Consider the following 14,421-nt stretch of genomic DNA (forward strand, 5'->3'; position numbering starts at 1 on the left):
ACTGTAATCTCGTTGGGTTCGCTTAACATACTTACTCTCTTGTTCTTCTTTCATAACATTACATTTTGTGTAACGCTATTTCAGGACGGGACACAATTACAAATAAAAAAAGCCCGGATATTTCCGGGCTTGTTGATTAGTAGGCTTTTGCAAAAAGGACTCGACCAGTAGAGGGTTGCCCAGTATAGACACAAACTCCTGCTTCTTCCTTTCTGTCTAAAGGAATACATCTTATAGTTGCTTTGGTAAGATCCTTGATTTTCTCCTCAGTCTCAGCAGTTCCATCCCAATGGGCTGACAGGAATCCACCTTTTTCTTCCAATATTTCTTTAAACTCATCCCATGAATTTACCTCTGTAGTCATTTCACCTCTGAAATTGAAAGCTTTTGAATAGATGCTAGTTTGGATTTCATCTAACAAGGCAGTGATTTTATCTGAGATTGGCTCAGAGCTCAATTCAAATTGCTCTTTGGTCAAGGTGTCACGTCTAGCGATTTCAATGGTACCATTTTCCAAATCTCTTGGGCCAATAGCTATTCTAAGCGGAACACCTTTTAACTCGTGCTCTGCAAATTTCCATCCCGGCTTATAGGTATCACGATTATCATATTTCCCTGAAACTCCAACTTTGCGAAGCTCAGCTATAATCTCATTAGCTTTCTCCGTGATGGCATCCAGCTCTTCGTCTTTTCTATAAATAGGTATGATCACTACTTGTATTGGGGCCAATTTTGGAGGCAAAACCAAGCCATTATCATCTGAATGAGCCATAATCAATGCTCCCATCAAACGAGTACTTACTCCCCATGACGTTCCCCAAACGTATTCAAGGCCGCCTTCTTTGGTAGCAAATTTCACGTCGAAAGCTTTAGCAAAATTCTGTCCCAAAAAGTGAGAAGTCCCAGCCTGAAGAGCCTTTCCATCTTGCATCAAAGCTTCAATACATAAGGTGTCATCAGCTCCCGCAAAGCGTTCGCTTTCAGTTTTTCTTCCTCTTACTACTGGCAAAGCCATAAAATCTTCAGCAAACTGTGCATAGACATTCATCATTTGCATGGTTTCCACTTCTGCTTCTTTTTTAGTAGCGTGGGCTGTATGTCCTTCCTGCCAAAGGAATTCCGTAGTACGTAGAAATAATCTAGTTCTCATTTCCCAGCGAACAACATTTGCCCACTGATTTACCAAAAGCGGAAGATCTCTATAGGACTGAACCCAATTTTTGTAAGTACTCCAGATAACAGTTTCGGAAGTAGGGCGTACAATTAACTCTTCATCCAATTTAGCATCAGGATCTACGATCACTCCACTTCCATCTTCAGCATTTTTGAGTCTATAATGTGTTACTACAGCACATTCCTTGGCAAAGCCCTCTACATGTTTAGCCTCTTTGCTTAGAAAAGACTTAGGAATAAAAAGTGGAAAATATGCGTTGGAATGACCGGTCTCTTTAAACATCCGATCAAGTTCCGCTTGCATTTTCTCCCATATTGAATAGCCATAAGGCTTAATGACCATGCAACCTCTGACAGCGGAATTCTCTGCCAAGTCGGCTTTTTTAACTAATTCGTTGTACCAAAGCGAATAATCCTCGCTTCTCTTAGGTAGTCCTTTACTCATTGTGGTTGGTTGAGATACAGATTCTGGTTATTTTTGCTAACTTATGCGTGGCAAATATAAACCAAAAAGTATAACCCTTCACTTCTGCTCTCGTATAAGAAAGTAACATTTAAACTTCTACTATGAAGAATTCCTCAATCATAACCTCATCATTTATACTCGGATCACTGATCTTAGTATCTTGTAGCACAAGCAAATTAGCTAGCTCGGATACCAGTGATAATTTGTATTTCATGGCATCAGATGCTAGAATAGCTACTGAATATGCTGTGCAAAACAATAATCCAGAGCAATTCCAGACACTTTCATCCTCTGCAACTGAAACTATCCCTCAGGAAAGCTTTAGTTCAAGAAACGTTAACCCAGACTATATCGCAAGATATCAGGCTGAAGAAGGCACTGCTCAAGATGACGTAGTGTACTTCGACGAAGCGAGTGGAGAAGAAAGCAATCCAGATATTAATGCTTACGACAATTATAGAGTAGGCAGCTCAGGAAATAATTCCAATTTCAGCAATTCTATGGCTTTTAACATGGGGATGATGTATGGAATGAATTCTTTTGGAATGGGTGGATTCTACAACCCTTATATGGGTTATGGCTTTAGACCAGGATTTAATATGAATATAGGATTTGGCTTTGGCAATCCATTCTATAGATCTATGTATTATAGACCTTCTTATGGTATGATGGGATTCTATGATCCATGGGGACCAGTATATGGTATGGGTGGATACGGATACGGATATCCAGGTTATGGCTATTCTCCAATGTTCTCGAGCAATCCAATCTATGTACTTCCTGGTGGAGAATATGGAGATCGTCAAGTTGTAAGGGGAGCAAGACCTACAAGAGGTTCATCATTAGCTGCTTCTAGAGGAGGAAGTATATCTAATGTAGCGCTTCAACCAAGTACTGCCAGAGCTCAGGCAAGAAGAGACGTATTAAATAGCACTAACAGTGCTACCCCAAGACGCTTGGTTTCTAATTCTGATAATTCAAGAGTTTCAGCTAGAGACTTTAGCTCTTCACAAAATGATTATTATAATTCAAGAGCAAGAGAAGGAAGCTCAAGAAATGTCGGTTCAGCAGCAATGGATAGATCGGTTTCAAGTTCAAGAAGTGCCATGCCTTCTGCTAGACCAAGTGTAAGTACTTCAAATACTAGATCTATTGATACCGGTAGAGGTGGTACTGTAAGATCTGCAATACCGTCCAATTCTAGAACATCTAGCCCTTCATATAACAGAAGTAATGTTCCTGCAAGAAGTTCTTCTCCTACATACAATAGAGGAGAGACAAATACTAGAACAGTAACTCCATCAAGAACTAGCACTCCTACTAGTACACCTACGTATACCGCGCCTACTAGAAGCTCCGGTAGTACTGGGACTTCTACTGGAACTACAAGAACTACTACAACCACCACTACTACAAGAGGCGGACGAGGCAATTAATTTCTTTTGACAGTGTATTAACAAACAAGGCAGTGAGAACACTGCCTTGTTTGTTAATACCTATTTGATCACCACATCTCAATTTCTTTATTGAGTTTTTTTTCGGAAAAGAATCTGCTTTAAAGAAACATTTTTACCAGCTACCTACGTTTATTTATTACACCCAAATCAAATCTAAATGAGAATACCCATTCTGGTTTTATCACTATGTTTATTTTCCGCCTCGTCGCTATTTGCACAGAGTGGATATTATGAAGATGCTTTCAGATTCAGCCAAGTTAAACCCTCTGGTTCAGCCCGTATAATGGGCGTTGGAGGCACTCAATGGTCTTTGGGTGGTGATGTTTCAAATATTGCCGGGAATCCAGCAGGCTTAGGCTTCTTTCGCTCATCAGAGGCAAGTGCTACTATTGGCTATACCAACTGGGGTGTAGAAACCAGTTTTTTAGGACAAAGTAAAAGTTATAATACATCTGACTTCTCTTTACCGAATGTCAGTTTCGTTATGGCAAATCCTAAAGATGATTTTGCAAGAGGCTCTTTTAAAGGAGGTTCATTTGGAATCAGTATCCAGAGAATTGCCAATTTCAATACTGAATATGGTTACTTTTCTGATAATCTGGGCACCACATCCATTATTGATTTCTATCTACAGGATGCTCAAGGGTTCACTGAAAATCAGGTAGTTAATTTTGGATTGACTGGAATGGCCTACAATACCTACCAAATAAATCCAAAACTCAACAGTAATGGCAATGTGATTCCAGGAGAATATGAACCTATCAATGGTTTTATTGCTCCGTTTCAGGATGAAAATATCTTGCAAGAAGGGAGCTCAAGTCAAATATCCTTTGCCTACGGTGCTAATTTCAATTACAAATTATTTGTAGGCGGTTCAGTTGGAATACGGTCATTGAATTTCAACTCTCAAAAAACTTATAATGAAGAATTCTCTGAAGGCCCACTGATTAACTCTAGCCTGCAAGAAAACCTATACATAAATGGTGGAGGGGTGAACATCAATTTAGGCTTGATATATAAGCCAATTGATTACCTGAATTTTGGTTTCACCTTCCAAAGCCCTACTTGGTATGCTTTAAATGATGAATATAGCGCAAGTATGATTGCTAATTATGATAATTACGATTATGCCCCCGAAGGCAAGACACTAGGCCTTGAAGAAGATTTTACAGATGTATTTCTAAGCTCTTACAATTTAAACACTCCTCTTAAAATTGGCGGAGGTGCTACCGTATTCCTAGGCAAGAATGGCTTTATCTCCACTGATGTTGAATGGTTAAATTATAGTGCTGCTAGAATTAAATCCAAAGACTTTAATGAGGGACCGGATAATTCAGAAATCCAAAACCTTTATGCTAGTACCATCAATTTCAGATTCGGAGCTGAATTTAGAGTGAGCAATTTTAGATTTAGAGGAGGTTATGGTTACTATGGCGACCCAATCGCTGATTCAGATTATGATAGAAGTTCACAGCAAATCACTGGTGGCTTAGGTTTGAAAATCAAAAAATTCTCTGTTGACTTTGCACTGGTGAATCAAAAATTCAATACGCTCTACAGCAGTTATCAAGTATTAGATACTCAAGGAAACAATGTTGGCCCGATCACTGAAATCAAAAATAACCAGCTCAACGGTGTACTTACATTAGGTCTTAGTTTTTAAGCAAACGAATCAATTCAGATACCAATAACTCAGCGGAGAAGTCTTCACCGCTGAGTTTTATTTTTGATTGGCGATAAAAATAATCTCTTTCAACTAGCAAGCTTTTTAATTTCAAGGTGATTTCACCCTGATCAAGGCCTGAAAACATAGGCCTATTATGTGCTTTAGAGAGACCGAGCCTCATAGAAATCTCCTCTAATGGAACATCTAAATATACTGATACAGCTTTATCATTGATCAAGTCCATGTTATCATTGAAGCAGGGACATCCACCTCCAGAAGCCAAAACATAGGAGTCTTCTCTATTCAAAAATTTCTGAAGAACCTCAGTCTCCCATTCACGAAATTTACCTTCACCATATCTGGAAAAAACATCCGGAATTGTCATTTGAAAACGGTCCTCAATCAGATGATCAAGGTCATAATACGGGAACTGTAGCACTGAAGCAAGTTGTTTTCCAAACGTACTTTTACCTGAACCAGGGAGTCCTACTAAAACGATTTTCAAATCCTTACTCATCTCCTATTTGATGTATAAATCTATGATTTCACTTGCCTCAGGAGTGTTATTGTGGTGATACTTACCTAGTACCTCACCATTTTTTAGCACTAGAATTCCCGGATTAGATCTGATCATGGTTTTGACTACAGTAGCATCAGCTTGAAGTGAAAGCACATCCCAGCCTCTTGATTTGGTGAAGTTCTGGATTTCTTCCTGAGAAGCAGCAGCTACAAATACAGCTTGAACAGGCGAATCTTTCAGTGATTTAACTAATTGATCAATTCTATCAAGGTTTGAATCACTCACTTTAGCCATACTGCTTACCAATATCAATAATTTGTTTCCTGTGAAGACTTCTTCGGAAAAATCACCATCCTCATTCCAAACTGCGAAATCCGAAATTTTAGGCAATGCATCAGGGTTCTTCAAATTCATTTCAACAAACTCGAGACTTTCATCCGATGGATATTGATCAAAGACAACCAGCTCTCCACCCTTTTTCATTACATAGGAATACTGCAAGGGAGATGATGGTTGCATATTTTGAGGAATATTCACCCCTATTTTATAGGCTCTAAAATCTATAAAAGGGAGATTACGAACTGCCATTATCGCCAATACAAATGACATCACTAATGCAGCTACCGTTACGCCTTTAGCCCATTTAGGAGATGTATTGGGTAAATCCAATTGAAACAAAAACAGTATAGAAATCAAAACCAGAAGAATTAAATCTTTGTAAAAAGATTCCCACGGAGTCAATTTGATTGCATCACCAAAACATCCGCAATCAGTCACTTTATTGAAATATGCGGAGTAAAAGGTGAGAAAAGTGAAAAACAAAATCATTAAGCCAAGTGCCCAGACAGTAAATCTGCTCTTAACTCCCAGTATCAACATCACCCCAAGTACTACCTCCACAACTACTAGAAATATCCCAAGCTCCAATGCAAAAGGCTTCAAATAGATAAAAAACCCAGCTATATCATTTGAGAACACATCAAAGTATTCTTCCAATTTGATCGCGGTTCCTACAGGATCATTGACCTTGATCAGTCCTGAAAAAATAAAAAGGCCTCCGACAATAAATCGAATCACCCACAAAAACCCTTGCTTAAACATGGTAGTCTAATTTAATTAAACAAAATACTGCATAATTGATCATATCCTGATAGTTAGCTTCTATACCCTCTGACACTAATGTTTGACCTTGATTATCTTCTATTTGCTTGGTTCGCAATAATTTCATCAAAATAATATCAGTCATTGAACTCACCCTCATTTCTCTCCAAGCTTCTCCATAATCGTGATTCTTATTTTCCAAAAGCCCACGGGTTTCATTTACCCAGTGATCGTAAGCGGACTCCAGCTCCTCAAAAGGGATCTCCATCCGCTCATCTTTTAAATAACTGATTTGCAGCAGAGCTATCAGACAATAATTAATGATACCTACGAAATCATCTTCTATAGGATCATTAACTTTTTGACTCCCTTTCTCCTGTATGGAGCGAATACGCTGAGCTTTAATGAAAATCTGATCTGTAATAGATGAAAGCCTAAAAATCCTCCATGCCGTACCATAATCTATAGTCTTCTTACGAAATAGTTCTTTACAACGGCTGATAACTTCCCTATATTCGTTACTCGTTTGCGTCTCCAAAGTATATTTGTTTAATGTTTCCTCTACCGGGCAAGTCTTCTAAAATCGAAGATAAATCATTTCCCCAAAAAAACACCCTTCTAATCGATGGAAGGCTTATCAGTTGGGACAAACCTCAGCTGATGGGAATTGTTAATTTAACGCCCGACTCATTCTTTGAAGGAAGTAGAGCTGAAAAATCCTTGGATAAAGTTGCCACTTTAGCGAAGTCGCATATTTCTAACGGCGCTAGCATTCTGGACCTTGGGGGATACAGCAGCAGGCCAGGTGCAGCAGAGGTGAGTTTGCAAGAAGAAATCGACCGAGTAATTCCTGCAGTCAGATGGATCACAGCTAATTATCCCGAGACATTAATATCAGTTGATACTTTTCGGGCAAAAGTTGCTAAGGAGGCGATACGTTCAGGTGCACACATCGTAAATGATATTTCGGCAGGGGATTTGGATGAGCAAATGTTAGAAACTGTAGCTAATCTTCAAGTCCCATATATAGCAATGCATATGAGAGGAAACCCTCAAAACATGCAGAAAAAAACGAATTATTCAGATATTTTGGGAGAAATATTGTATTATTTCACTGAAAAACTGGAACAATTCAGAAAGTTTGGCATCAAAGATGTAATAATTGATCCTGGGTTTGGATTTGCAAAAACTCTTGAACAAAATTATTTCTTACTAAGGAACCTTCATCAGTTCCAGACGCTTTCATTACCAGTACTAGTCGGTATTTCGAGAAAATCGATGATATCAAAGGCATTGGACATAAAAGCTGAAGAAGCACTGAACGGCACAACCGCATTAAATATGTTTGCTTTGTGTCAGGGTGCAAACATCCTACGAGTTCACGACGTTAAAGAAGCAAACGAAACATTAAAATTATACAACACTTTATACCCTTGACATTACTTTTCAAAATAGGATTTTTAGACATCTCCATCGTCAATATCATTGATATTGCCTTGGTTGCCGCCCTATTATATCAAGTCTACAAACTCCTTAAAGGAAGTGTAGCTATTAAGATCTTTCTAGGCTTCCTTTCTATTTATCTGATTTATTTATTGGTACGAGCTCTTAGGATGGAGCTTCTTTCTGCAATTTTGGGGCAGTTCATGGGAGTGGGTGTAATAGCAGCCATCATTATATTTGCTCCAGAAATAAGGAAATTTCTACTTTTAATAGGTCGATCTTCTTTACTATCAGACGACAATGTCTGGAAGGACATGCTTTTCTTTTGGAGAAAAAAGGATAATTCTCTCTTCAACATCAGTCCCATCATTGATGCCTCAAAAACATTGGCAGGTAGTAATACTGGAGCTTTGATGGTTATTTCAAAGAGCACCGAATTGAAGTTTTATGCAGAAAGTGGAGATATTTTGGACGCAGAACTATCTAAAAGACTTCTTATCTCAATTTTCAATAAATACAGCCCACTTCATGACGGCGCTGTGATCATCCATAACGGCAAAATTAAGGCCGCTCGCTGTATTTTGCCCGTAACAGAGCGAGAAGTTCCAGCACAATTTGGACTTCGCCACCGCGCAGCTATAGGCATGTCTGAAGCCACCGATGCTATTGTTTTGATAGTTTCTGAAGAAACTGGACAATTATCTATGTCCAAAAATGGAAAAATCATTCATAATATGTCCTTCCAAGAAATCAGAGAGACAATCAATGATTATCTAAATAATCTTGATGTTGATACGCGTTTTGAAGATCTAGAAGAATATGAGATGAAAAAGCGAAGAAAACTTGCAATGACAAGTAAGACAACAACATAAAAAACGGCAAGTTCTCACTTGCTTTTTTTATGGATTACAATTAGCACCTTAGATGACCCTATTTTTGCAGAGGAGCTAACCCGGGAATTTTACACCAAAATAAGCCCGGACATGAAATATGACTTCCTTTGTTTTCATCAGCACCAAGTTTATTCTTGCTTAAAAAGTAGCTCATGATTTGAAAAAGGCTGTTTCCTATACCATATAGTCTTCTTCCAAAGTATAAATTCCCTATTTTTGCTCCTCTAATTAATAATCCGAATATGTCTATTGCCAGCAAATACGATCCAGTATCTACCGAAGCCAAATGGTATGCTTACTGGATGGAGCACAAGCTTTTTTCTTCTAAAGTTGACCATTCCAAAGAGCCGTACACCATTACAATGCCTCCACCAAACGTAACAGGCGTTTTGCACATGGGGCATATGCTGAACAATACCATACAGGATGTTTTGATTCGCCGCGCACGTATGCAAGGCAAAAATGCTTTATGGGTGCCTGGTACTGATCATGCATCTATAGCTACAGAGACCAAAGTAGTGAACATGCTAAAAGAGCAGGGAATTGACAAGAAATCTCTGACTCGTGAGAAATTTCTAGAACATGCCTGGGAATGGAAAGATAAATACGGAGGAATTATCCTGGACCAACTGAAGAAACTTGGCGCTTCATGTGACTGGGATCGCACCGCCTTTACAATGGATGCTGATCTGAGTGATGCAGTAATCTCTGTTTTCGTAGATCTCCACAAAAAAGGAAAAATCTATCGTGGTATCCGTATGGTAAACTGGGATCCACAAGGCAAAACGGCTTTGTCCGATGACGAAGTAATCACCAAGGAAATTCAGTCTAAGCTTTACTACATCAAGTATAAAATCGAAGGAACAGAAGATCAATTCCTAACAATCGCCACCACCCGACCTGAAACTATCATGGCCGATGTAGCGATTTGTGTCAATCCAAATGATCCTCGGTTCACACATCTTAAAGGTAAGAAAGCTATCGTTCCGTTGATCAATAAGGCAATTCCTATCATCGAAGATGAATATGTAGACATGGAGTTCGGAACAGGTTGCTTGAAAGTGACTCCTGCTCACGACATCAATGACTACGAATTAGGACTTAAGCATAAACTGGAAGTGATCGACATCTTAAATGATGACGGCACTCTAAATGAAAAAGCTCAAATTCTTATAGGAGAAGATCGCTTTGTGGCTAGAAAAATGATAGCCAAAAAACTCAAGGCAGTTGATCAGTTGGAGAAAATCGAAGATTACAAATCTAATGTGGGTCATTCTGAAAGGACAGATGCTGTAATTGAGCCAAAGCTTTCCTTGCAATGGTTCTTAAAAATGGACGATATCACCAAGCCTGCACTAAGCGCGGTAATGGATGATGTGATCCAGTTATATCCACCGAAATTCAAGAACATGTACCGTGCTTGGATGGAAAATGTACGTGATTGGTGTATTTCTCGACAGCTTTGGTGGGGACATCGAATTCCAGCGTACCACCTTCCAAACGGAGAATTTGTAGTAGCAAAAACTGCTGAGGAAGCTTTGATAATCGCCAATGAGCAATATGATGGCAAATTCACTTTAGCTGACCTGAAACAAGACGAGGATGTATTGGATACCTGGTTCAGCTCATGGCTTTGGCCAATTTCGGTTTTTGACCCAGAAGTATTTACCACAGGAAAGCCTAATGAAGAACTGAAATACTACTACCCTACCAATGACTTGGTAACTGCTCCTGAGATTCTTTTCTTCTGGGTAGCAAGAATGATCATTGCAGGTTATGAATATACTGGCGAAAAGCCTTTCAAGAACGTATACTTGACGGGCATAGTACGGGATAAATTGGGCAGAAAGATGTCTAAGTCTCTCGGCAATTCTCCTGATCCACTAGATCTTATCACTCAAAACGGAGCTGATGGGGTTCGTACAGGGATGCTTTTCTCCTCTCCTGCCGGAAATGATTTGCCGTATGATGACAAATTGGTAGAACAAGGAAGAAACTTCTCTAATAAAATATGGAATGCCTTCCGTCTTGTTCAAGGCTGGGAAATTGATCCAAACCTTGACGGATCTGCCAATGCTTCTAGTATAGAATGGTTTGAGAATCGTTTCAATCAAGCTTTGGTGGAAATCAATGATCACTTCGAGAAATTCAGAATTTCCGATGCGCTCATGTCCACCTATAAGTTGGTTTGGGGAGATTTCTGTTCTTGGTACTTAGAGATGATCAAACCAGCATATCAGCATCCGATCGATCAGCAGACTTACGATAAGACTATTGCTCTTTTTGAAGATATCTTAAAAATTCTTCATCCTTTCATGCCGTTTATTTCGGAAGAACTTTGGCATCAGATCAAAGAACGATCTGTAGAAGAATCCTTGATTCTGGCTTCGTGGCCTAGAGAAAAAGGATACGATTCTCAGATCACAGAGGATGCTTCGCAGATTTTCGAGGTGGTTTCACAAGTAAGAAACCTGCGGGCATCCAAAGGAATGTCTCCGAAAGATGCACTTGATCTTACGATCAATACTAGGAATGAAGCACTTTACGGTAGATTCTCCGCCGTATTAAATAAGCTAGCCAATCTATCTTCGCTGAACTTTGGTGATAAAGTAGATAATGCAATAAGCTTTGTAGTGAAGTCTGACGAGTGCTTTATCCCTATGGGAGACTCGATCAACGTGGAAGAGGAAAAAGAAAATATCCAGAAAGAGATCGATTATAATAAAGGCTTCCTGAACTCTGTAATGAAAAAGCTTAGCAACGAAAGGTTTGTTGCTGGAGCACCTGCTCAAGTCATCGAAATGGAACGTAAAAAACAAGCAGACGCAGAAGCCAAGATTAAAGCATTGGAAGAAAGTCTAGCCAAGCTAGGATAGAACCAAAACACCTGCAAAGACCAAATGACAAAGTTTTAGAGGAAACCGGCAGCAGTTTCAAACAGTTACTTAGACTTATAATAAAACCTTAGAGGTTTTCAACACCTCGATGGTTGGAGTGTATTCCTTGTTGGCCTCAGTGGCCAATTCCCCTCAAGCAAAAAGCCCGACTGAAAATAATCAGTCGGGCTTTTAAATTGATGTTTGAAATCTACGCAGCGTTTCTTGCTGCATTTATAATTCCAAACATACTTCTCAGGATTAACTTTTGAAGTACTTCCGTAGTCTTACCTGTTTCTAGAATTCTCTGGATAGCATATTGCTGCACAGTAATCAATGGCAATACGATTCGCTCACGAATTTCAATTGATTTTTTAATCACCTTGTTATCGCCCATCAATTCATCCATTGAAGACACTTCTTTGAGCTTCTCTATAGACCTCAGGTACTCATCATACATGATTTCCCAAAACTCACCGTAGTTCTTATCTTGTTTCAAATAAGCTGTAGCTGGATAAAAGCACTTAGTAAGCGACTGCATGGAATTTCCTAAAAGAGCTCTAAAGAAAAGGCTATTGTTATAAAGGTCTTTCAACTCATCTAATTTCCCTTTCTTTTCCAACACCTCTACGGCAGCTCCTACTCCGTAGAAACCTGGAATATTTTGCTTCATCTGCGCCCAAGATCCTACAAAAGGAATCGCTCTAAGATCTTCAAACTTTAGACCTTCACCACCTTTACCTCTTTTCAATGGTCTGGAGCCAATATTGGTCATCCCAAAATACTTTAGCGGAGTCACATGCTCTAAATATGGAACAAACATCGGATGACTTTTGAATTTCTTATATGCCTCGTAAGCTTCTCCAGCAAGTTCATCTATCAAAGCACGTTGGTCAGTGTTTAGATTCTTATCTGCACCGCCATACAAATGGTTTTCCAAGCCTGCACTTAGAAGTTGCTCAAAATTGTATGTACAAGACGCTTGCTTGCCATAATTTGAAGAAATCGTCTGTCCTTGAATAGTAACTTGGATTTCAGAATTTTCTACTTTTTCACCTAGAGAAGCATAGAAATTATGCATGTTTCCTCCACCACGAGCAGGAGGTCCACCTCTACCGTCAAAGAAAACGACTTCGATGCCATTCTCTCTGGATACTCTGGTCATCTCTTCTTTTGCTCTAAGAATAGACCAGTTAGCCTGTAGATAACCACCATCCTTGGTTCCATCAGAGAACCCAAGCATGATCGTTTGTTTATTACCTCTAAATGCCAAATGCTTTTTGTACTCAGGCATATTGTAAAGACTAGTCATGATCTCAGGAGCTTCAGCCAAATCATCAATCGTCTCAAAAAGCGGGACAATATCCAATGGCATATACTCCTTGTCTTTACCCAAACACAATTGATTCAACTTGAACACCTCAAGAAGGTGCTTTCTAGACTGACAGTTTGAGATAATGTAGCGATTCAGAACTTCTTCGCCACTTTCCTGTTGGATAGAATCGATCACACCAAATGACTGCAACATCTCTTGGTTAAACGGATCTTGGAAAGAAGCAATTTCCGGAATAGAAGTAAGGCTCATAATCTGAGCTATCTGCTCATCTTCTGTTCCCTGAAGCTCCTTGCCCTGTAGTTGGAAAATCTCCTCTATCAGCGCATCGTGCTTACGGCTATCCTGACGCATATCCATGCACGCGAAGTGGAAACCAAATATTTTTACTTTTAAAATAAACTGATCTAATACATCCAAGAAAAGTCCCTCGTGATATTTAATCAAGCCTTCTCTGGCTGAAAGTAGATCAGCCAGCAATTGATCTTTGCTCTTGTAAACAGGATCGTTTTCAAATAGAGTAGCATATAGACCACGCTCAATATTTATCAGAATATCTTCTACGTGCTTGAAAGTCAACCTTCTTCGCACTTTACGCACATCTCTATAGTAGCATTTCAACACCCATTTCTTAAGGCGCTCAGCTACTTGCTTTGTAATCGTATGTGTAACAAATGGATTCCCATCTCTATCTCCACCAGGCCAAAATCCTATCTTAAGTAATCCCGGATTCTCCCAATCGTGAAGTGGAATATTTAAGGATCCTAGTAAGCGAATCATGATATCTGATATGCTTTGATAAAATACATTTTCCAAAAACCAGATCAAGCTAACCGCCTCGTCATAAGGGCTTGGCTTTTCTCTTTTGGTGAAACCTGTTTTACCTAACTGTTGCAATAAGGAATTTATCTTACCGATGTCATCGGTACGAATAGCATTCTCAAGATCTGTGATAATGGCTAAGACATTGCCTGGGTAAAATTGAGTAGGGTGAGCCGTTAGCGTCAAACGCACAGAGAAAGTTTTCAACTTTTCTACCAACTCTTCTCGCTTGTTATCATTGTCTGTTCGGTCAATCAAAGCTTTGATAGTCCCTTTCCCCTTCAAATCATGGATTTTCTCATAAGCAGCATCCTCAATAGAATCAAACAAGACTACTTGTCTTTCTACGTACTGGATCATTTGGAATAGCAAATCAGATTGCTGAGATTCCGTAGAGTCAGGCATCAGTTCATCGAAAAACCCTGCAATAATTTCCTTTGGAGTTAAACCTTTCTGGAAACCATTTTGACATGCTGTTCCCAAAATCGGAAGCAATGTTCCAGTTCGGTAGATGTCATTGAAGGGAAGATCTAAAAATAAACTGTTGTAAATAGTGAAGCGCTTGGCTACTTGGGTATCATAGGTTTTATACATTATTCATCTTCCGTTTTAATGGTTAAGCAAATTAGTAAAAATTCTAAAAACTGAAATAATTATTGAGTATTCATTAA

Annotated in this window: 10 protein-coding genes; 5 read left to right on the forward strand and 5 right to left on the reverse strand. The window is 39.2% G+C overall.

All coding sequences use genetic code 11. The annotated features are described in order from the left end of the window. Positions 1–136: 136 nt before the first annotated feature. Positions 137–1,618 carry a proline--tRNA ligase gene (gene proS / locus BM291_RS17220; protein ID WP_092899731.1) on the reverse strand — a complete coding sequence of 494 codons (1,482 nt, stop codon included), beginning with the start codon at positions 1,616–1,618 and terminating at the stop codon, positions 137–139. Positions 1,619–1,740: 122 nt separating this feature from the next. Between proS and BM291_RS17225 the strand changes: the two genes are divergently transcribed. Continuing rightward, positions 1,741–3,075, forward strand: a complete 1,335-nt coding sequence (locus tag BM291_RS17225) for a hypothetical protein (protein WP_092899733.1) — start codon at positions 1,741–1,743, stop codon at positions 3,073–3,075. Between the two features lie 178 nt (positions 3,076–3,253). After that, positions 3,254–4,759 carry an OmpP1/FadL family transporter gene (locus BM291_RS17230; protein WP_092899735.1) on the forward strand — a complete coding sequence of 502 codons (1,506 nt, stop codon included), beginning with the start codon at positions 3,254–3,256 and terminating at the stop codon, positions 4,757–4,759. Here BM291_RS17230 and BM291_RS17235 read toward each other — a convergent pair. Genes BM291_RS17235 through BM291_RS17245 form a run of 3 tightly spaced genes read right to left on the reverse strand, consistent with a single transcriptional unit; the run spans position 4,749 to position 6,921 of the window. After that, complete coding sequence (locus tag BM291_RS17235; protein ID WP_092899737.1) at positions 4,749–5,279, reverse strand: shikimate kinase; 531 nt, start codon at positions 5,277–5,279, stop codon at positions 4,749–4,751. The two genes, BM291_RS17230 and BM291_RS17235, sit on opposite strands and share 11 nt — an antisense overlap. A 3-nt stretch (positions 5,280–5,282) precedes the next feature. Then, the gene (locus BM291_RS17240; RefSeq protein WP_092899739.1) at positions 5,283–6,383 is read right to left on the reverse strand and encodes a BT_3928 family protein; all 1,101 of its coding nucleotides are present in this window, start codon (positions 6,381–6,383) and stop codon (positions 5,283–5,285) included. Next, entirely contained in the window at positions 6,376–6,921 is a 546-nt protein-coding gene (locus tag BM291_RS17245) for a DUF1599 domain-containing protein (protein ID WP_092899741.1), read from the reverse strand. Before BM291_RS17245 ends, BM291_RS17240 begins: the two co-directional genes overlap by 8 nt. Before the next feature lie 14 nt (positions 6,922–6,935). Here BM291_RS17245 and folP point away from each other — a divergent pair, with 14 nt between their 5' ends. The 3 genes from folP to BM291_RS17265 all read left to right on the forward strand — a co-directional run bounded on the left by folP (position 6,936) and on the right by BM291_RS17265 (position 11,595). After that, on the forward strand, positions 6,936–7,820 hold the full coding sequence (gene folP / locus BM291_RS17250; protein ID WP_092899743.1) for a dihydropteroate synthase: 885 nt from the start codon (positions 6,936–6,938) through the stop codon (positions 7,818–7,820). Then, positions 7,817–8,698 carry a diadenylate cyclase CdaA gene (cdaA, locus tag BM291_RS17255; RefSeq protein ID WP_092899745.1) on the forward strand — a complete coding sequence of 294 codons (882 nt, stop codon included), beginning with the start codon at positions 7,817–7,819 and terminating at the stop codon, positions 8,696–8,698. Before folP ends, cdaA begins: the two co-directional genes overlap by 4 nt. A 263-nt stretch (positions 8,699–8,961) precedes the next feature. Beyond that, positions 8,962–11,595 carry a valine--tRNA ligase gene (locus BM291_RS17265; RefSeq protein ID WP_092899749.1) on the forward strand — a complete coding sequence of 878 codons (2,634 nt, stop codon included), beginning with the start codon at positions 8,962–8,964 and terminating at the stop codon, positions 11,593–11,595. Positions 11,596–11,806: 211 nt separating this feature from the next. Here BM291_RS17265 and BM291_RS17270 read toward each other — a convergent pair whose 3' ends face one another. Beyond that, on the reverse strand, positions 11,807–14,344 hold the full coding sequence (locus BM291_RS17270) for a phosphoenolpyruvate carboxylase (protein WP_092899751.1): 2,538 nt from the start codon (positions 14,342–14,344) through the stop codon (positions 11,807–11,809). Between the last annotated feature and the right edge of the window lie 77 nt (positions 14,345–14,421).

This window comes from Algoriphagus aquimarinus (assembly GCF_900112005.1).
In the GTDB taxonomy this organism is placed as follows: domain Bacteria; phylum Bacteroidota; class Bacteroidia; order Cytophagales; family Cyclobacteriaceae; genus Algoriphagus; species Algoriphagus aquimarinus.